A 20,226-nucleotide genomic window follows, 5' to 3' on the forward strand; every position below is an offset into this window, starting at 1 on the left:
TTTTCTATTGGTTTTATCCAGAGCTAATCAAATAAAATTCACCAAAACTATCAAAGCCCTCCATTGTCAAAGGAAACATCATCCTTTCTGGGAATTATCGGCATTTGTTCAGAATCGGAAACATCTACTGAATTCTTACCTTGTGGCTGCTGGCGGCTTATGCGAATTTGGTTTAGGCGCGGTCCAGAAGCAGACACAACGGTCAATTCTAGATTGTCATAATTTAAGGTTTCACCGGGTACAGGAATTTTCTGAAACTTGTCCAGCAAAAAACCTCCCAAAGTATGATAGTCATCAATTACTGGTAGGTTTAAATCCAAAAGTTCGTTGACTTCTTCCATATTCATCTGAGCTTGCACCAGGAAGGTATACTCGTCGAGAATTTGTACAGTCAAGTCCTCGCTTATGTCAGATTCAGGTCCATCACCAATAATTTCAGCAATTAAATCCTTGAGGGTGACTAATCCAGCCGTACCTCCAAACTCATCCACCACCATCACCATTGCCAAATGCGATCGCTGCATCATCGGCAGTAATTCACTCAATGGGGTAGTTTCTGGGACAAACTTAGCTGGACAAATCCAGGATTTAATCGGTGTCTGAAGTCCTAGCTTCCCTTTAGATAAAGGTTTAGCCATTTTTTTGAAGTCGATAATGCCACGAATGTCATCTAGGGATGCCCCAATCACAGGATAGCGAGAGTGACTAGTCTTAGCAACTTCCTCTAACAAAATATCGAAGGTTGCTGCATGGGAAATAGCCACAAGACTGGTGCGGGGAACCATTACCTCTGCGGCTGTTACCTCCCCAAACTCAAACACATTTTTCAGTAGTTTTCTCTCTTCTGCTTCCAGTCCGATAGACTCCCGTTCAGTGGTAATAATCAGCTGCAACTCTTCCGGTGTTACACGGCTATACCAACCTTGACCAGAATATTGAACACCCACCAGCCTCAGGAGCCAGCGGGTAGATTGGTTCAAAATCTGGATAAAAGGATTAAAAAACCTGGCAATTACCAGACTGGGTGGTCCAAGAAACCGTGCTAGTTGTTCTGAGTAAAGTAAAGCCAGGGATTTGGGGCAAAGTTCCCCCAAAACAATTTGTAGATACGCAATCAGGAAAAATGCCACCAGGATTGCTAGGGAATGGGTAATAACTGGAGTTAGAGCTGGCGTTATTGGTAGCTTGGCTATCCCAGCTGCTACCAAGGTTGCCATGGTAGTCTCCCCAATCCATCCCAGAGCAAGGCTCGAGAGGGTAATCCCTAACTGAGTTGTAGATAGTAATCGGTCAATGCTCTGTTGCAAAGCCTGAACGGTCTTTGCTTGCACGTCACCCGCATCTACTAATTGGCTAATCCGCGATCGCCGCACGGCCACCATGGAAAACTCAGCCGTAACAAAAAAAGCATTGATCGCTATCAGTAGTAGCACTGATAACAATCCCAGCAAAACCTCTCCCTCAGAGAGGCTAATAGAAGCATCCACTGTTAGAAAAACCATTAGGTTGGCAACCATAGAAAAGGTGAAAGGTAAAAGCAAATAATTTTCATTTTTTGCTGGTTACGGTTGCCTTCTGATGTATCTTCCTAGACCTAGGGCAGCTTGGTATCGATTTATCGCTTACCATCAAAAACTTATCAGTTGTATTATGGGGTTTTCAGTTGTATGACTAGCATTTCCTTGAGCTAGTTCAAGAGTGCCAGTCAAGGGAATTTCTGATACTGGCTGGCGAAACTGGCTTAGTTGCTTGCTCTCAACATAGGCTTTTAGCATAGCGTCAACGTTTTATCCTTAACAACCATTCCCTCGACTTGCTTCGTTATCTAACTACAGGAATCTGAGACATTTTCAACTGTAGTTTTTGATCGGGATAATCGGTCAGTGTCAGGGAAAGCTTTTCGGAGTTCTCTAGTAAAGCTGTCGGTATGCTCACTGTTCCAGAAAATTCCTTGCCATTAGCCGGTAATTCTCCTGGTAAGCCTTCCGTAATTGCGCTTAAGGCACGACCGCGATCATCGGTAACATTCAAAAAGCTGTACAGAAACCTGACTGGATTAGAACTCTGATTCTTCAAGCTGACATCCAACATTAAAGAACCCTCCTGCACACTGGCAGAATTTACCGCTAGGGTGACTCCCTTATCCTGACTTTTAACCGGCAAATTTAGCTTAGGGTTTTTCCGAGTGAAGGATGCCTCTTTAGTCAATACACCAGACGATGACTCCTTCTGAGCTGGCTTAGACCAACTAATTTGCTTAGTTTTCTGGCTGTTTTTCTTAGCCGGAGGATTTTTACCCTTATTGTGTATGTGGGCGTGAACGTTAACCAAGATATCCTTCTCGCTCACAATCAAGACCCCTTCTTTCCCAGAAGAAGACCCCTTATTCCCTGTCAACTTTTTCTTAGGGTTAGTATCCGGTTGAGTAACTCCTTTGAGGGCTTCGTGACCGATAGAGAATCCCCAAAAGGCACTCACGACACCTGCACCTAACATCATTGTCAGTAGAACTATGGTTAGCGCTACAGTTGTGTTGAATTTCATAGCGTGATTAACGTTATTCCGAATTACCGCTGGTTCCGTGCTGTATTATAGTCCTGCTATACAGCTAGATTATCTTATGTTCTGTGAATTATCGGATAAATCGGGAATTTCTAGTTAGTGGTGTTGCAATAACCCGATTCAGGCTACCATAATAGAAAAGGATAACCCAGGGTTGGCCGAGCGGTTGAGGCAGCAAACTCATAATTTGCCCTAGGCAGGTTCAACTCCTGCACCCTGGATTTAACACTTGCGGTCAGCTACTACTATCACCCCATACTGATCTGCCCCATACTCATCTGCGCAGCTGTAGTATGGGCTGCGGTGCCAAGAAAAATTCTTGGTTTTCCACTTGGATTGGTATATCACTCGATTGCTCTAGCAACCGTAGGGAAGTATTGTAGGGGTTTGGTAAATCCAGAGTACGAATAACAGGGCCACTCTCTACCTGCTGCTTTAGTAAATCCCGATAAAGATTACTCACACGCTGAGCATCGCGCTCAAGTGCCAGTTCTGGAAACGCAGGTGGCCATCCAGAGCCGAAAATTGTATCGATTTGACTCTTGATGCTCCTGTTTTCAAAAAAGTTCCCAGAGTCATCAAAAAAAGCGTTTTCAAAAGCCTCAGGTAATGTTAATAGAGGAATTAGCTCCAAGTCCTCCGAATTAGTTTCTGCTATGGCACCACCTGCTCCTAGACTAGCAGTGGCTGCTATAACTAAAACGCTAAACAGCTTTTCCCAACGCATTTGCATCGCAATCACCCGTAGTTTTCCTCAATAGTATCCGATATTAAGGGTAAAGTACCCCAGTCGGTGAAAAGTAAGCATTTAGCTGTCAGCTATGAGCTATGAGCTATCAGCTATCAGCTATGAGCTATCAGCTATCAGCTATGAGCTATCAGCTATCAGCTATCAGCTATCAGCTATCAGCTATCAGCTATCAGCTATGAGCTATCAGCTATCAGCTTATGGGTCCCAGCCTCGAAGCCTGTGCCACTGTACACCGAACAGTTTATGCCCATAGCCCACGCTACACCGAACAGCTTTTGAATAAAATAAGCTGACGGCACCTCAAGTAGCGTGAGCTTTTAGCTGACGGCTGACGGCTGACGGCTGACTGTGAAAGAATACCGCATAATCCAAATCAACCGCCACTAGTAGTAGTAAGTTTCATGAACAACCAATTCCAAGCCCTGTCTACCCCAAAGGATTTACCTCTCCTGCGACCTTTTCTGCTGGATTTGTTTTGTAAACTGGCTTACCAAGAGGGTGATTTTGTGCTTTCGTCGGGGCAGCGTAGCTCTTATTACATCAATGGTAAACAGGTCACCCTTCATCCTCAAGGAGCATTGGCAATAGGACGTTTGCTATTCTCAATGCTACCTGCTGATACTCAAGCTGTTGCTGGCTTAACTCTGGGTGCAGATCCCATCGTGAGTGCGGTTAGCATTGTTTCTGCCTTAGAAAACTGCCCTATCCCTGGTCTAATTATCCGCAAACAGCCAAAAGGTCATGGAACCAGGGCATACATTGAAGGTCCTAGTTTGCCCACAGGAGCCAAAGTAGTGGTATTAGAAGATGTGGTGACTACTGGGCAATCAGCCATGAAAGCCGTGGATCGCCTTAAGGAAGCCGGTTACCAGGTAGAGCTGGTAATAGCCCTGGTTGACCGGCTCCAAGGCGGAGCCGAGCTTTATAAGTCCGCTGGCCTAATGTTTCAAGCTTTGTTTTCGATTAATGAAATCCGAGAACACTACCAGGGTTCTCTTGATCAATCCAGTTGACTAATTAATTAGTTATGGCTCAGGCGGGATTTGAACCTGCGACCTCGGGCTTATGAGTCCCTTGCTCTAACCACTGAGCTACTGAGCCTTTTCTTCAATCCTTATCTACTATAACATATCAATGCCAATAATTTCTTTATTGACACTCGCCGTCTTGAAAGAACGGCGATTCCCAGATCAATGAGCTGCCTTAAACCACTGTGTCCTAATCTTTGACGCCGCCAAAAAGTAGGCAGTACCTAAACCAAAAACCCGTCAAGACCAAGAATTTAGTTTAGTTCACAGTAGACCCAGCGGGCAATTCTCGCGATCGCGTTTGGCTACTTGTCAGGAAGTGCCGATAAAAGTCCGTTTCCTTCCTTTTCACCTGGTTTCGGTGTGCCCCACCGTACCGTATTTTTTCTCAAGTTGTGATTTTCCTGGGTTCACACGCCAACGTCTAATTGACGATTGGGTTTTTAAAGAGGACTTTCCCAGAGACGAAACCTTAGTAGAGGGTCGCCTTACTACAAAACCTTTTCCCTATGCTGCATAACCTACCGACTATAAAGGCGACCCTCTACTTACGGTAACTTCAAGCCCTCTGGGCATTACTACTTTTAGGTCATGCAGTGGCGGATCTCTCTTCCGGTTGCGCCAAGGCCAAAGGCCACGCGGGGCGCGTTCAGTTTTTCAGCCTGTACCCTATACTTAAACTATACTATAGCGCTAGATAAGTGTCAACTTTTTGCTCTTGTGTTTTTTTAGGCTAAAAGCGCGCTAGTCACTTTGATCTGGGCTCGCTTTGTGGCGGAGTTTTCAGTGTTGGGATTTCTCATAAATATTGTCAGAGAAGTTGAGGAAGAGTAGGAAACTTCCCTGTTGCTTACCTTACCCTTTTCCTCTGTCTCCTCCTTCAACCTAGTAATTTTGCCTGATTGGGATACTTCCCTTGAAATCACTCTATTACCGTCTTCTAGGCAAATAGGCGATCGGATTTGCAGCTCCCCGACCTCTGGGATGTACCTCAAAGTGTAAGTGAGGACCAGTGCTATAACCTGTGCTACCCATAGCGGCAATTCGTTGACCTTGGCCAACCTGTTGTCCACGACGCACAAAAATTCGGCTGTTGTGGGCATAAAGGGTCAGACTACCATCAGGATGCTTGATTTCCACCAATTTACCGTAGCCACCTGAATTCCAACCAGCACTGACTACAACACCAGGGGCTGCTGCCATAATTGGTGTCCCAATCGGAGCTGCAATATCAATGCCCTTGTGCATCCGTCCCCAACGCCGACCATAACCTGAGGTAATCACACCATTACTTGGCCAGATATATCCGTTAAAGCGGTTAGGGCTATCTGGCAAGTACATATCTGGTGTAGACAGAGGTGGCACTCCTGGCGAAACAGGTTTTCCTACCGGTATGCGGATCATTGGGTTAAATCGTTGCGGTGGGGCAGGAGCTACAGCTATTCTTCGGGGTTGTGATACCTCAGGTGGAGGCACAGGAATGGCAATAGAACTGCGTCGAGTTTTCCGGGGTGGCTGAGGTCTTGGAATAGCAATAGGAACCTGTGGAGCTTTCGGTGGCTGCGGTAATAATAATTCCGACTCTTTCGCACCGGTTGCTTGATTATTCTCAGGATTCCACTGGGGAGTGATCTCGACAGATTTAGACTCCTTGTCTGAGGGATCAGCAACTGGCTCGTTAGTAGGAGTTCCTAGGTTGATTGGTTTGCTTTCCTCTGGGCTGGTTTTATTGTCCCGGATTTCTTCTCGCATCTTGAGAATATCAGCCCTTAATTTTTCAACATAGGAGTTGCGCTGAGAGTTAATAGACTCTAGAGGCTGATTTTCAATCGAGGAAGTAGCTTGAGCTAGCAGACCACTGTCTGAGGTCGATTGAGCCAGAATGGTCTCAGTTACCGGTTTTACTTTAGGTTTTTCCTCTATAGATACGGATGTGACTTGATCTCGACTAGTAGAAGTCTTAACAGAGATAGTTGTTTCTAAATCCAATGGTCGCCCTATTGCTGGCTTCCAAGGTTCAGATTTCGGGCTGTTGCTAGATAGCAAAGTTACTGACGACTGTTGCTGATCGAATGTCCCAACTTGAGGAATTTTCAGCTGTTGATTAATTTCAATTAGGTGAGGATTATCTAGCTGATTGGCTAAGACTAGCTCTGAGCGGGATAAACCATAACTACGGGCAATAGAATCGAGGGTTTCACCAGCTTTGACCTGGTGAAAAGAGTTACCAGTAGATGACAGCCTAGTTCCCACCACCACTGGCTGTGGTACATTTAGTTGCTCTGTAGTTACCTTGGTTGTAGCCGATGCAATTCTTGGAGTACTGACCTTGAAAACTGATGGTTTGACTGCCGATATGACAGTTGTTTCTGGAGTCGGTACTGGAATGACCACCGGTAGTGGCTCAGATCTAGTTGATTGGGTTAAGGCTGGTGATACAGCAACTTTCGGCCTTGGCTGTGGGAGCGTCGCCGGAGCTGTAGGTACCGTAACAATGGGCTGCGATGTTTGTGTTACTGAACCCTCAGGTTTTAGCACTGCAGGGGGTAAAGTGTGTGGGCTAGAACCAAGGGTCGCTGATGCCAGTTCATAAGACTTGTTAAACTCCTCGGACCTCAACTGAACCAGACTTTTGCTCAGACGGTTTCGATGTTTTTGGAGGCGCTTGAGGGCTAGGTCTTGTCTAGCTTTTAAAAGATTATTGGTCTTGTCGGAAACAGCTTGTGATGCATCCGTTGACAGGTTACCCGATTTTGATACTGGTGCAGATGCTAGCAACTGTTTTGGCTCTACACCCTCAGACTTAGATGAGGCTTTGACATCAGTACCCTTAACCTCACCAATGGTAGACTTCCTGGCTACTGGGAGAGTGTCATCGGTTTTGAGCTTGTTAAAATTCCCGTTCCCGTAGCGGAGGCCGTAGGCCACGCTTTCGCCGTAGGCGACGCTGCGCGAACGCGAACGGCTTTGCCGAATCGCAAGTTCTGGGGGTGAGGCTGGCTTTGATGCCACACCCCCTTGTCCCTCCTTAGCCTGGTTTAGCAATGAGGGGCTTGAAACAGCGGTAACCTTAAATTCGGCTGCTGGTAGATTCGTCCCACTTGGCTCAGGAGCAACTGGCTCGAATGCCATTGCTTCATCACCCTGTTGAGGTAATAGTAACCCAGATGCCCCCATGGAAATCGCCAATCCAATCATGGCTGCTGAGGTACGAGCCTTACGGTTCACCTCAAGGGGAATTACTGCACCGACCGCATGATTACTTGCAGGTAGTTTCGATGACGAATCCGATGACTCTGCTGCACAGGTCGGAACATGATTGACCTTATCAGTAAGTGTTCCTTTCAAAAACGTCCTCCTGGTGTTTGACGAGCGCTTAACAGTTCCTGATTTATTTTTTACCAGTCAATGATGTGACTCACTTCTAAAGTGTGATCCAAATCACATCTATTTGGCAGACTTAGCAAAGATTACCGTGCTTCTTTGATTTAGACAAGCTCACATGACTACTAAAAAATTTATTCCTTGACGGCAATAGCTAGATACACCTTGAAGCCATTGATAAGTAATTATCCTTAGACAACTAGGTGGACAACATCCCATAGCAGAGATCTTGTCGGGATTGACCACGGCTGCCGTTAAGGATTGCTGCATATGCTGCATATATATGCATATAAAGTAACTGGCTAATCAGGCCTTCTCCGGGAAACCACCCTCAGTAACCCAATAAAATCGAGCATATTTGCTGATTATTCTGTTTGAGCGCCATAAAAACAGCGATGGTAATCTCGAAGCAACTGACTGGTTACAGCTGAACTCTACGCGAATTTTGGGTAAGACAACAACCGTATAATCCTGTATCAACCCGGATCTTAATCCTGGTGGGTTGCTAGTTGATGGTGTGCTCACAAAATCCTTCAAATCCTCCTTTTCTCTACTGATAGTTGGTTTGGTATACTGATCACTCCCCATTTGATATCAGCAAAATCTATCGGTGATTTCTCGGTAATCCTACTGTTTATGATAGAAATTTCTTATATGTCTTAAGTAATTTCAGTCTTCTAGATAGCTGAATTTTTGGTGAGTAATTCTACACACACTAACTCATTCAACCAAGGTGCGTCCGGTCAGCTGTAGGCTGACAGTCCTTGATTCTACCCAAAGATGCTTGTTTTGACGTCTTTCCCTGATTAAAACCGACTTGTGCGACAAAACGTTTTTACACAGTTTAACCAAATCTAAAAATCTAGTTATTAGACATCTCCAGAAACTCGGTTTTGACCCAGGCAGTGCAAGGGTTTGAGGTTAATTTTTGGAGATGTCTATTGATTGATCACCTAGGGAATTCCCAGCAGAGGGATTGTTTTTCACAAAAATTACACATTTCTACAGACATTTCCTATTTACACCATCAGTAGAGGGTAAATTAGGTATTTGAACTCTAGCTATAGTGTTTAAACCCCTGAAGGGGGATAAGTATTTTTTGAGTGGGGTGATCAGCTGCTCCCCATGTAATTTTTCTATCGTAGTCCGGCAAGAGTAGGAGAAGGCAAACAGCGACTAAAGTCGCTTTCGATATTTCTATTGACAGCTGATTTTATTAGTGATATAATCTAGGTTTAAGGTCAAATTAAAACTCAAACGGTTAAGGCTTAAACCTAAATCGATACAACTAAATCGATACAACTAAATCTATAAGAAAAATCTATACAAGTAAATCTATACAAAAGAAATCTATATCAAAAATTTATACAAATTATACAATACCGAAACCAAGTCAACTTAGTAAGTCCTAATTATTAACACAGAAAACACCTATTCCAAGTAACCCAACTGACGCCTGGCCTCAAATAAGCCAAGGGCAGCACTGACGGAGAGATTTAAGCTGCGCACTCCTGGCTGGGTCATGGGGATAAAGACTTTAGCCTGACAAGCCTCTAACACATGGGGAGGCAAACCTGTGGTTTCGCAGCCAAACAATAACCAGTCCTTGGGCTGAAACTGAAACTTAATATAGTTGTATGTTCCTCTCTTGGTAAAGCCAATCCATCGCCCCTCTTGCTTCTGGTGATAGCTGACAAATGCATCAAAGGAATCATGATATTTAAGATCTACATAGGGCCAATAATCTAGTCCTGCTCGTTTCAAGTAGCGATCGCTAATTTCAAAACCCAACGGACCCACTAAGTGCAATTGAGTAGTGGTGGCGGCGCAAGTTCGGGCAATATTGCCGGTATTCGGTGGAATTTGCGGGTTGATTAAGACAACTTTTACCATGAAACCCTTAATATCAAGTCTGGTTTAATACCCATAATTAAAGAGAGGGTGGGGAGGGTGGGGAGAAAGGTCGGTGTGGGGAGATGGGGAGATAGGGATAAACGGGAGATAGGGAGATTTTTATTAAGGGTAATTATCCTGACATGATATAACACGTCTGACCCTAATCTATATTCATACCAAATCTGGGTCTAAAACCCCTGATTAGAAAACAAATGGGCGATCGCCTATTGGTATTTGAAGTGGTAACAAGTAGCTTTAAAGCTATACTGGGTGTGGGGTGTGGGCGAACGGGTGTGGGCGAACGGGTGTCAAGGGCACCTAAAAGATTTATTTGAATGAGTTCAAGGGATTCAGGTTCGAGGAGCATTGGATATATATCTTAGGTCATAGTACTATAGGCATACCTAAGGTCAATATTTTTGTCTGTATTTCAGATAACCTCTACCTAGTGATATAGATCATATATGTTTTTCTTATATTAGTTTTCGTTGAAGCATATATTAGATATTCTTATATTTCACAGCATTTCACTTGGCAAAAAAATTATTCAATTGAGGCGGTTGTCTTTACAAAAACTCTAAAAAATTAAAAAAAATTCATAAAAAATGCCATCGCGAGGTTAGGGGGAATCCGGATTCCCCCTAACCTAAAATTGCGATGACAACTTTAGCTATTTAATTGTAGTTGAATAACAAAGCTGTTAGTCAGTTAGGCTACCAGGGACTGACACAATTGATCTTCTAGTTGCGACTCTTGCTCAGCCATGGATTGAATGGCTTGAATCATCACTTGGCGAGGATCAACACCCACTGAATGAAGTTGTAACCACTGGCCAGCGGTGTTTCCTTCCCGTAGAATTTTCTTAATCGGTGAGAGGAAGCAACTAAAACCGTGTTTTTTCGCTACCGGCCACACCTCTTGATAAAGTTCCTCAATCCAATCTCTGGCCAGAATTAGTCTGCCATCCTCCCAATGCCTCAGTTGCGCATCCAAACTGGATTCAGCCGCAGCGATTTCATTGGCATCGGTGAGGCCAATCAAGTCAGCTGAACGGTTGTTGGCAGGTATTTTACTTATCTCCAGGGGGTCAAGACTGGGATCATGAATCAGTTGTATCAGGCGTGCTTCCAATAGTGCCATAACCGCTAACAGGGCAATGGGATCGACCATTAAATCACAGATTCTCAGCTCTAGGCGGTTGAGATCATAGGGCCGTCGGTTGCCATTGGGGCGCACAGAGGTCCACAGATGACGGACATTAAACATGGTACCAGCAACGAGTTGCTCTTCATTCCACTGGATAAAGTGACGATGGCTTTCAAATAAAGGAACATCAGAGGGAGTTTTGGGAAACATTCCCCAGCGGGTGGAGTGATAGCCAGTGGTTTTACCGTCCAGAAAGGGGGAAGATGCACTCAGGGCTAGGTATAGTGGAGCTTCCATTCGCACCAGACGACAAGCTCGCATCAGGATTTCTGGGTCAGAGATGCCCACATTGATATGGATGCTGGCAGTAACAACCTTAGTGCCGTAGGTGGTCTCAATGTAGGAATGGTAAGGATTATTGGGGTCAGAACGGTAAAAGCGATCGCTTTTACCTAAGGACAGGGTACTGCCGGGAATTAGTGTATAGTTACCCAAGCTTTTTAAATACTGTCGCAGCTGTTGTCGGGGACGCACTAAAGCACATAAGAGACGGTCATAGCAACATAAAGGAGCAGTGGTGTATTCTACATTGCGCTGATCTGGCTCTCGGACAAATCCGTCGAGGGATGCAACAATCTGATCGGAAAAACCGACAATATCCCCTTTGGGAGTGCCGGTATACATTTCTACTTCAAAGCCTTTGGATAGCAGCACAGTTTTTTCTAATGGGGAATGGTAAATTGGGAGTGGGGTGTAGCGTTGGTCGTAGCTCTAGGGAATGTATCTACCTTATCTAGCTATCAATCCTATCAATAACGACCAAATAATTCCTCCTTCTTTAGTTTGCCATCAAAGCTTACACTGGCGATAGACCTGAAGAGCAGCACGGTGGAGTAAAGAGTGGCGATAGATCAGGGCATCGAAATCATTACCGTAGCCACCACCAATCACACTAGCCACTGGGATGCCAGCTGCTACACAGGTACTCAACACTTGCATATCCCGACGGTAGATTCCTGTGTCGGTCAGGGCTAATTTCCCCAAGTGGTCTTCTACATGGGGGTCAACTCCAGCATCGTAGAGCACTAAATTGGGTTTGAATCCTGAGAGTAAGTCCGGAAGATACTTGGCTAGGGTTTGTAGATAGGCATCATCATCCATCCCCTCTGGTAGGGGAATGTCTAAGTCGCTTTTTTGTTTCTTGCTAGGGAAATTGACTTCACAGTGCATGGAAAAGGTGAAGACACTGTGCTCGTTTTGGAAGATAAAGGCGGTACCGTCTCCTTGGTGGACATCTAGGTCAACAATTAAAATTTTCTGAACTAGTCCCAGTTGTTGGAGAACACGGGATGCGATCGCTAAATCATTAAAGATACAAAACCCTGAACCATAATTGGGAAAAGCATGATGGGTACCACCAGCAGTATTGCAGGCTAACCCTTGGCTTAGGGCGAGTTTAGCCGTAAGAATGGTGCCACCTACGGCAGTACAGGTACGCTTTACTAATGCTGGACTCCAAGGTAAGCCAATGCGTCGCACAGCTTTCGGGTCAAGAGTACCTTCATAGTAAGCTTGAACATAGGCGGGGGTGTGAACCAGGTGGAGCCACTCTAGTGGGGGAAGGTCTGGAGTGTGGAATTGTTTAGGAGTGGCAATGTCTTCTTGTAGCAGTAGTTGGTAGAGTTTCCCAAATTTAGGCATGGGAAAGCGATGCCCGTCTGGCAGAGGTGCGACATAGTCCTGGTGATAGACGATTGGCAAGTTCATGATCAGACAATCCCAGACAAGGTTTTCCAGCTCGCTACACTTCTTGATGCAGTCGCTCATGGGGGAAACCCCCAAGACCGCGCTGCATCGCTTTTTTTAAAATCCTCAACCAAGTCAAAGGAAGCATAACATGAATAACCCTTGGCATAATTTTAAGCAACAGCCTTGGCTAGCTCTGTCGAAAGTAGCTGCCTTCACCACTGTGCTGGTAGTTGCTCTAGAGAACCTGTTGATATGGGTCTTGACTCAATCAGAAATTTTCCGTCCCGTCTCGGTGCTACTATTTTCTCGACCCCTAGTAATAATCTGGTTTTTCGCTGCGACTATAGGAGTTGGGGTGTTAGGAGTTTATATTTGTGAACGTTGGCAGTCCCAGCTACTCCTGAATACCTCTAGTCTCTGGGCTTTAGTGTTGTGCCTTATCGTCGGTCTATTGCTCAAGTCCCAACTTCCAATCCCTCCTGGGCTAGTTGGGTTTTCCATGAATTCTTTGATTGGAGTAATCCTAGGGGTATTTTGGAAAGGTCGTCCTTACTGGCGTTATTAGGATTAAAAACGCGATGCTAACCAAAGAGCTGCTACGGTAAAGCATCAAAAGCATCAACGAATACTATAGCAATCCACTATAATTCCGAAAATTATTGCAGTGGGGAAATCTTGCCTGCACTATAGTCTCAGGTTTTTTTAGAAACAATCGCTAATTCTGCTACTAATATTGGACTTTTGACAAAATAGTACCCTCAAAGGGTACTGTCACTATCTAAGGGAGCCGAGACAATAGATTTGTTAGCCCATTGTTTTGAGTAGAAACAAAAGGGAAAACATCAAATTTTCTCCAAAGTCTAAGCAGAAGAAAAACAGAAATGTTTACCCCCGATCCCACAGATTTGGTAGCTGAGTATTTATTTGAAACTCCAACTGAAAACGGAGTGATCAGGAACACAGCTAATCCTGGAACCTTTGACGGTATGATCCAGCACGATCCCGATGCCCATCCTCTGGCTCCCTCAGCGGATGTCCCGCCAGGGTTTGTTGGTTCAGCATCCCTGAACTATAACGTTCTCAGACGCTTATCAGATAGCGGCGAATCACCGCAAATGTCCTTTGCACAATACGTTGAGGTTCCCAATTTCCCAGATCTGGCTAACCTGACCGTGGAAACTTGGGTTAAGGTTGATTACATCAAAGCAAACCCAGCCTTTACCGATCCTCCCCAGGGTACTTACCCTGATGGAGAAGTTGGTTTTGGAGCCTGCCCACAGCCCATATGCAAAGCATTTTCCTGGTATCTTTTTCTGAGTACTCTACAAACCGATCGCAATCTGATTCTGACTATCATCCCTAACAATGTCACCCAAGGATTACCGAAGGAAGCAGACGAAACTAGCGGCAGTGGTGGTGTAGTCAGTGAGGATATCGTCCATGGTGGTCAATGGACCCATATGGCTGCAACCTTTGGTGAAGTTGCTCCCGGTAGGTTTATCATGCAGACCTACATCAATGGCATCCAAAGCCACATCGAAGAAGTTCAAGACTTTAACGGCAACATCCGTCGGATTCCCAATCAGACTGACAACCCGATAGCGCCTTCCCCTGGTAGACCCCTACGGCTGGGGCAATTCCGTGATATTCAAGGCAATCTTGACTATCAGTACTCCGGACTTTTGGCTGGTGTACGAATTTACAGTCGGGCTTTGACTCAGGAACAGATTCAAGCTGACTACAGGCATGACATCTGTTCAGATCAAGCACCATTAGGGAAAGAAATCTTCAGACTGGGCTTACTTAGTCTATGGCTGTTGAAGTCTACTTAATTGGGGTCAGAAGAATGTAGAATTTAGAATGAAGAATGAAGAATGAAGAATTAAGAATGAGGAATGAAGAATGAAGAATGAAGAATTAAGAATTAAAAATTATACCTTTGCCCATTCTAAATTATTTTGAATTCCCAATTCCCAATTCCCAATTCTAAATTCTACATTCTAAATTCTACATTCTAAATTTTGCATTACACACTCTAGCAGCTCCCCATGGCATTGCTTTTGAGTGCCACCCCTAACGGAATTTTACTTATCCCTAAACTGGTGCAACCAATTGGTCAAATCCACCTCAGTTTCAAAATCTAACAACGCTTCTCCTAAATCCTCCAACTGGTCAAAGGATAATTCCTCAATTTGATTTTGTAATTGGGGATTTATCTGACCTAATCGACGGTTTAGTAGACGGATAATTAACTTAACCTCATTGCGCTTTCCTTGTTCTAATCCTTGGCGAATAATTCGTTGATAAACTACTGACTCTTGCATCATATCCTCCCGAAAATAAGCTTGAATTAAATGAAGAATTTAGAATGAAGAGTTTATAGCAACTGAAGTATAGTTTAAGACAAAGTATTTTCCTTGAAAGGGAGCAGAAATATTATGTGTTAAGCTTTACTTATACTGATATACCTTCTATCTTAGATGTTTTACCTTCTATCTTAGAAATTTTGCATTGTACCTTGTTCATTCTTAATTCTTAATTCTTAATTCTTAATTCTTAATTCTACATTCTATATACTGATCGCTGTGACAAATCATCCCGCAATCTTTCTAGATTATTACGGTAGGTAACAGTATTAGGATGATTTGATCCTAACTTCCGTTCTGCAATATCCAAAGCCTGGACATACAGGGGTTCCGCTTCATGGTAACGCCCCTGAGCATAGTAGAGTAATCCCAGGTTGTTGAGACTACTGGCTACATCGGGATGTTCTTGACCCAGCAGCTGCTTTCTCATGTCCAAAGCCTGGACATACAGGGGTTCCGCTTCATCGTAACGCCCCTGAACTTGGTAGAGTAATGCCAGGTTGTTGAGACTACTGGCTACATCGGGATGTTCTTGACCCAGCAGCTGCTTTCTCATGTCCAAAGCCTGGACATACAGGGGTTCTGCTTCATGGTAACGCCCCTGAGCTTGGTAGAGATCTGCCAGATTGTTGAGAATACTGGCTACATGGGGATGGTCATGACCCAGCAGCTGCTTTGTCATGTCCAAAGCCTGGACAAACAGGGGTTCTGCTTCATGGTAACGCCCCTGAGCTTTGTAGAGATCTGCCAGATTGTTGAGAATACTGGCTACATGGGGATGGTCATGACCCAGCAGCTGCTTTGTCATGTCCAAAGCCTGGACAAACAGGGGTTCTGCTTCATGGTAACGCCCCTGAGCTTTGTAGAGATCTGCCAGGTTGTTGAGACTACTGACGACATCGGGATGGTCATGACCCAGCAGCTGCTTTGTCATGTCCAAAGCCTGGACAAACAGGGGTTCTGCTTGATGGTAACGCCCCTGAACTTGGTAGAGTAATGCCAGGTTGTTAAGACTACTGGCTACATGGGGATGCTTCTCACCCAGCAGCTGCTTTGTCATGTCCAAAGCCTGGACAAACAGGGGTTCCGCTTCATGGTAACGCCCCTGAACTTGGTAGAGTAATGCCAGGTAGCCTCGACTAGTTGCTACATCGGGATGGTCTTCTCCCATGCGGCTTTTGGTGATGTCTAAACATTTCTCATACCAAGGTTCAGCCTGGTCATAGGTACCTCGACCTTGATAGAATATTCCTAAGCCAACAAAAGGCAATATTAAATCTTCATCCCTGAGCCAGTCAGTTAGGACTGTGGCAACTTCGTCTAAATGAGGGATGGCGGGGGTAACTACTGCAATCTGATCGCGAGTTGGTGTCTGGGGAATTGTTTTGGCAACAGCCACCATTGTCTTACAAAAGCTTTGCTTGTAGCTATCGGCCTCTGGTAATTGAGCCAGCTTGGTCAGGAAAAATTCTCGAATTAGTGGATGGAGTTGATAGGTTTGCTGTTCAGTCAGTTGCAACAGGTTCAGTTTCAGTAAACTGCGATTGGCCGTAGGCCACGCTACGCGATCGCGTAATTCCTCCAACTCTTCTTGTTCTTCTTCCCGGTCATCTTCAGTTTCGATAACACACTTCTCTACCAGGGACCACTCAAAAGGAGCAGGAGCAAACAGACTCAGACGACATCCCAACTGCTGGACTTCTGGACAATCTTTCAAATCTTCCCAGGATAACTCAAAGGCTGCTGCTACTCCCAACTGGGCTGTCATTTCCCCTTCTTCTGTGGGGTCAAGTAATGCCTTAGCTGCTAATTTCTTTTTCTCTAAACGTTTCTGAACTTTAGCAATAGTTAAGGTCGGATGTAGATCTAAATATCGTCCCACTAACTCTAAACCCAAAGGCAAATAACCCAACCATTCACATAAGGCTTCTGCTTCGGTTAGTTCTTTATCAATGCGCTCTTTTCCAACAAGCGATTGGCCGTAGGCCACGCTACGCGAACGCAATAATTCTAATGCTGCCTCTGGGGATAGTACATCCAAGTCAATTCGTCGGTAAGAAGCCCCTGGACGCTGACGACTGGTGACCAGTACTTTGAAGCGGGATTCAGCTGGAGGTAAATAGGGTTTAATTCTTTGTTTGTAGTCATTGCTGAAAGAAGCCACATCATCCAGCACGATCAATGCTGTTCCCTCTGGCCAATTTCTCCAGCAGTATCTTACCTGCTCGTTGAAATCTAGTTCATCTGGAATGGTTAATCCTAATTCCGTACGCCCAAAACTAACAACTTGAATCCCCAGATCTAGCCCGCGCACTGGAAACCAGCACCTACCACCAGGGTAGTTATCCTGATATCTCAGAGCATATTGTAAAGCTAACTCGGTTTTGCCAATACCGCCCATTCCGGCAATGGCGCAAATGGCTAATCTATCGGTCTTTTGAAGTTCCTCATGGAGCTGCTCAAGTTGAGTGTCTCTACCGACAAAGTAGGGAGTGCCACTATTGATACTAATGTTAGTCGGGGAATTTAAGGTTATTTGTTTTTTTTTGAGGCATTCCTCAATAAATTTCTTGACACCAAGATAGACCAAACTGTTTTGAGAATCTGGTTTACATAGCAGGGTAAGCGCAAGAATCAATAAGCTGTAGCTTATTGAGAAAAAACTGGGTTCATTATCAACTATTAAACTCTATTGAGAATCAAGTTCTACGAGATTATAGGGGTTTCGAGCCACGATCAACCGATATCCAGCCAATGCACATTATGGGCAATTTTTTCTTGCGCTTACCCTGGTTTACATAGGTCAATATGGTGCTTTGGTATGGCAACCGGCTTCACTCCTTCAATGCCTGGGTTGGCACTATCTTCGTCTACAACTAAAATCCCTTTTACAGGCTGGGTTTCATAATAGACTTTGGTGGCAATTTCTAGACTCCGAACGTTTTCTCTATACCACTCATTTAATTCCCGTAACTGAGAGTCATGAGCTTTTAGTTCCTCGACACTTACGGTGGTTCGTGCGAAAACACCAATATTATCAATTAAATTAGCTAGATGAGCACCAGTGTGGGGAGTAGCCAGAAATACTATGCCTTTAGTCTGCTCAATAATCCCTTTATAGTTATCAAAATTATTAGCACTACTAAGCATCTTTTTGACTAAAAGCCCGCCCATACTATGAGTAATAAATACTAATGGACGCTTGCCGAGATCGCAGCTGTTTAACCAATCTAATAAATTACTGGCTTGATCGAAAAGGGGCATACTGCCATTGCTTTGCCACTTTGTTGCTTTCGCGTCATATCCAAAAGACCAGATGTTAAGACCTAGCTGCTCTTTTCCTAACCAAACTGGCCAAAAATTATCATCATTTATTCCATGCTGGTGATGCCACGTGCCTCTGGGATCACCTCCAAGTCCGTGAACAAACACCACATCCATACTGGCTTCTGAGCCCTCCCACCCTGAGATTTTTATCAATCTACTCGAATCGCTCACCAATTAGCCTCCAGTTAACTCTATAGCTTTAACCAGTAGATGCAGAAAATCCTATTTTTATTTATTCTAATACAAAAAAATCCAGGGAGTAGGGAGCAGGGAGTAGGGAGCAGGGATTAGGTAGTAATGGAAAAAGTTATCACAATTTATTTTATATACCTATAATAACTTATCGGATATAGTTTATTTTTTTTTCTGTTTCCAAGGCTATCAGTAAATTAAATCAAAAAAAAACAAACGCTAACATTTTTACTATGTGCCCTGTTTGCGATTCTAACTTCTAACTTCTAACTTCTAACTTCTAACTTATACTTGGTGGTGCGTTACGGGGCGGGCTATCCCAATACTGGCTACGAAGTATAAAATTAGGGCGAGCCCGCCCCTAACGCACCCTACGCACTAAATTATTAATTCTACATTCTTAATTCTAAATTCTACATTCTTAATTATTAATTTTCTTCCATTACCCCTCCAAAAAAAAATCTAAAAACCCTTGACAAATACATTTATAATCGTTATGATTATAAATGTTAAATTCAAAAGTAATTTTGAACTATGTCTGACAACTTTCGCCCAGATCCACAAAACAATCCTGAGGATATCACTCCTAGTAATACTCCTCAGGAACGTTCCCAAAAAAAATACCCCATTAAGCACATTCTGAAGGGGTCCCGCCGGGCAATAAACAACACTATGCATACCCTTTATGCACGGGGTTACGCCGAAATATCGGAGTGGAGCCCCCTTCAGCCGACTGGAATTCCTGGCGAATTCATCACGATGATGACCAAGTATTTAAATTTGGGTTAAACTATTAAGTTATAGGGGGGGGAACCCCCCTGGCCAAAGTATCAGGTTTGTTCGCGTAGCGTGACCTTTGGTCAATCCTATGGGATCATTTCTGGATTGGTTTCGAAAGTTGAGGCATAGCTAAAAATTCCTAGCCGTGGAAGGTATTTCTGCGGCTATTTTTTTTTGAGGTTGTTCGCGTAGCGTGGCCAAAGGCCAAGGTTAGAAGGTTAAAAGGTTGAAGGTTAGAAGGTTTAAGGTTAGAAGGTTAGAAAGTTAGAAGGTTAGAAGGTTTAAGGTTAGAAAGTTGAAGGTTAGAAGGTTGAAGGTTAGAAGGTTAGTTGCGTAGGGTGCGTTAGGGGGGGCCTCATTTTCCGCCTCGTAGCCAGGCTTTGGATAGCCCGCCCCGTAACGCACCACCGTGTCAAACAGCTTTTAGGAGATGCACCCTAAGGTTAGAAGGTTATCAGGTTTAAGGTTAAAAGGTTGAAGGTTGTTCGCGTAGCGTGGCCTATTGGCCAAGGTTTAAGGTTAGAAGGTTTAAGGTTAGAAGGTTTAAGGTTAGAAGGTTTAAGGTTATTATCCGAAGATTAGCGTTAATAAAAATCTGCGCTATTTCCCGATTTTCCCATTTCACGATTTGCCCAGGATTCGTGATTGATCCTTGGTGGGCAGTGCATACCTGGGTGTACCCAAACAAATTAATCTTTCTGTGGCACTGCCCACCCTACATCTGTTCTATTGTGATTCATCCGTTGGTGGGCAGTGCATACCTAGGTGTACCCAAGCAAATTAATCTTTCTGTGGCACTGCCCACCCTACATCTTCACTGCCCACCCTACATCTGTTCTATTGTGATTCATCCGTTGGTGGGCAGTGCATACCTAGGTGTACCCAAGCAAATTAATCTTTCTGTGGCACTGCCCACCCTACATCTGTTCTATTGTGATTCATCCGTTGGTGGGCAGTGCATACCTAGGTGTACCCAAGCAAATTAATCTTTCTGTGGCACTGCCCACCCTACATCTCCTTCCGATTCCCGATTCCCGATTCCCGA

16 protein-coding genes and 2 tRNA genes are annotated in these 20,226 nt (G+C 44.4%); 6 read left to right on the top strand and 12 right to left on the bottom strand.

All coding sequences use genetic code 11. The features are described from left to right. Positions 1-50: 50 nt before the first annotated feature. The 3 genes from F6K63_RS09730 to F6K63_RS09740 all read right to left on the bottom strand — a co-directional run bounded on the left by F6K63_RS09730 (position 51) and on the right by F6K63_RS09740 (position 2,544). The gene (locus tag F6K63_RS09730) at positions 51-1,502 is read right to left on the bottom strand and encodes a hemolysin family protein (protein WP_202799164.1); all 1,452 of its coding nucleotides are present in this window, start codon (positions 1,500-1,502) and stop codon (positions 51-53) included. Between the two features lie 126 nt (positions 1,503-1,628). Next, on the bottom strand, positions 1,629-1,775 hold the full coding sequence (locus tag F6K63_RS09735; RefSeq protein ID WP_008180976.1) for a hypothetical protein: 147 nt from the start codon (positions 1,773-1,775) through the stop codon (positions 1,629-1,631). Positions 1,776-1,821: 46 nt separating this feature from the next. Continuing rightward, positions 1,822-2,544, bottom strand: a complete 723-nt coding sequence (locus F6K63_RS09740) for a hypothetical protein (protein ID WP_044492411.1) — start codon at positions 2,542-2,544, stop codon at positions 1,822-1,824. Positions 2,545-2,710: 166 nt separating this feature from the next. On the opposite strand from F6K63_RS09740, the gene F6K63_RS09745 reads away from it, so the two are divergent. Next, positions 2,711-2,783: transfer RNA gene (locus tag F6K63_RS09745), tRNA-Ile, on the top strand. A 53-nt stretch (positions 2,784-2,836) separates the two neighbouring features. On the opposite strand, the gene F6K63_RS09750 is transcribed toward F6K63_RS09745, so the two are convergent. Beyond that, on the bottom strand, positions 2,837-3,304 hold the full coding sequence (locus F6K63_RS09750; RefSeq protein ID WP_131826948.1) for a hypothetical protein: 468 nt from the start codon (positions 3,302-3,304) through the stop codon (positions 2,837-2,839). 410 nt (positions 3,305-3,714) lie between these two features. On the opposite strand from F6K63_RS09750, the gene pyrE reads away from it, so the two are divergent. After that, entirely contained in the window at positions 3,715-4,326 is a 612-nt protein-coding gene (pyrE, locus tag F6K63_RS09755; protein ID WP_008180983.1) for an orotate phosphoribosyltransferase, read from the top strand. Between the two features lie 15 nt (positions 4,327-4,341). Here the strand turns inward: pyrE and F6K63_RS09760 are convergent. The 5 genes from F6K63_RS09760 to F6K63_RS09780 all read right to left on the bottom strand — a co-directional run bounded on the left by F6K63_RS09760 (position 4,342) and on the right by F6K63_RS09780 (position 12,534). Further along, positions 4,342-4,414 (bottom strand) — tRNA-Met (locus F6K63_RS09760). A gap of 857 nt (positions 4,415-5,271) precedes the next feature. Next, positions 5,272-7,689 (bottom strand): peptidoglycan DD-metalloendopeptidase family protein, encoded by a 2,418-nt coding sequence (locus F6K63_RS09765; protein ID WP_287250411.1) that lies wholly within the window; start codon positions 7,687-7,689, stop codon positions 5,272-5,274. Positions 7,690-9,156: 1,467 nt separating this feature from the next. Next, the gene (trmL, locus tag F6K63_RS09770; protein ID WP_008180990.1) at positions 9,157-9,618 is read right to left on the bottom strand and encodes a tRNA (uridine(34)/cytosine(34)/5-carboxymethylaminomethyluridine(34)-2'-O)-methyltransferase TrmL; all 462 of its coding nucleotides are present in this window, start codon (positions 9,616-9,618) and stop codon (positions 9,157-9,159) included. Between the two features lie 711 nt (positions 9,619-10,329). After that, on the bottom strand, positions 10,330-11,481 hold the full coding sequence (gene gshA, locus F6K63_RS09775) for a glutamate--cysteine ligase (RefSeq protein WP_008180992.1): 1,152 nt from the start codon (positions 11,479-11,481) through the stop codon (positions 10,330-10,332). A 135-nt stretch (positions 11,482-11,616) separates the two neighbouring features. Continuing rightward, on the bottom strand, positions 11,617-12,534 hold the full coding sequence (locus F6K63_RS09780) for a histone deacetylase family protein (protein WP_044492412.1): 918 nt from the start codon (positions 12,532-12,534) through the stop codon (positions 11,617-11,619). 130 nt (positions 12,535-12,664) lie between these two features. Here F6K63_RS09780 and F6K63_RS09785 point away from each other — a divergent pair, with 130 nt between their 5' ends. Then, complete coding sequence (locus F6K63_RS09785) at positions 12,665-13,081, top strand: hypothetical protein (RefSeq protein ID WP_008180997.1); 417 nt, start codon at positions 12,665-12,667, stop codon at positions 13,079-13,081. 316 nt (positions 13,082-13,397) lie between these two features. Continuing rightward, positions 13,398-14,348 carry a LamG-like jellyroll fold domain-containing protein gene (locus tag F6K63_RS09790; RefSeq protein ID WP_008180999.1) on the top strand — a complete coding sequence of 317 codons (951 nt, stop codon included), beginning with the start codon at positions 13,398-13,400 and terminating at the stop codon, positions 14,346-14,348. Between the two features lie 252 nt (positions 14,349-14,600). Here F6K63_RS09790 and F6K63_RS09795 read toward each other — a convergent pair whose 3' ends face one another. The 3 genes from F6K63_RS09795 to F6K63_RS09805 form a co-directional block, all read right to left on the bottom strand. Next, positions 14,601-14,843 carry a DUF4351 domain-containing protein gene (locus tag F6K63_RS09795; protein WP_229414357.1) on the bottom strand — a complete coding sequence of 81 codons (243 nt, stop codon included), beginning with the start codon at positions 14,841-14,843 and terminating at the stop codon, positions 14,601-14,603. A 235-nt stretch (positions 14,844-15,078) separates the two neighbouring features. After that, positions 15,079-17,520, bottom strand: coding sequence for a tetratricopeptide repeat protein (locus F6K63_RS09800; RefSeq protein WP_287311908.1), 2,442 nt, complete (start codon positions 17,518-17,520; stop codon positions 15,079-15,081). Positions 17,521-17,666: 146 nt separating this feature from the next. Further along, the gene (locus tag F6K63_RS09805) at positions 17,667-18,380 is read right to left on the bottom strand and encodes an esterase/lipase family protein (protein WP_229414359.1); all 714 of its coding nucleotides are present in this window, start codon (positions 18,378-18,380) and stop codon (positions 17,667-17,669) included. Positions 18,381-18,935: 555 nt separating this feature from the next. On the opposite strand from F6K63_RS09805, the gene F6K63_RS09810 reads away from it, so the two are divergent. Both F6K63_RS09810 and F6K63_RS09815 read left to right on the top strand, forming a co-directional pair. Then, positions 18,936-19,190: a hypothetical protein gene (locus F6K63_RS09810; protein ID WP_008181007.1), complete on the top strand. Its 255-nt coding sequence runs from the start codon at positions 18,936-18,938 to the stop codon at positions 19,188-19,190. A gap of 485 nt (positions 19,191-19,675) precedes the next feature. Further along, on the top strand, positions 19,676-20,167 hold the full coding sequence (locus F6K63_RS09815) for a hypothetical protein (RefSeq protein ID WP_287311909.1): 492 nt from the start codon (positions 19,676-19,678) through the stop codon (positions 20,165-20,167). Positions 20,168-20,226: the final 59 nt, after the last annotated feature.

Source organism: Moorena sp. SIO1G6 (genome assembly GCF_010672795.1).
Taxonomy (GTDB): domain Bacteria; phylum Cyanobacteriota; class Cyanobacteriia; order Cyanobacteriales; family Coleofasciculaceae; genus Moorena; species Moorena producens.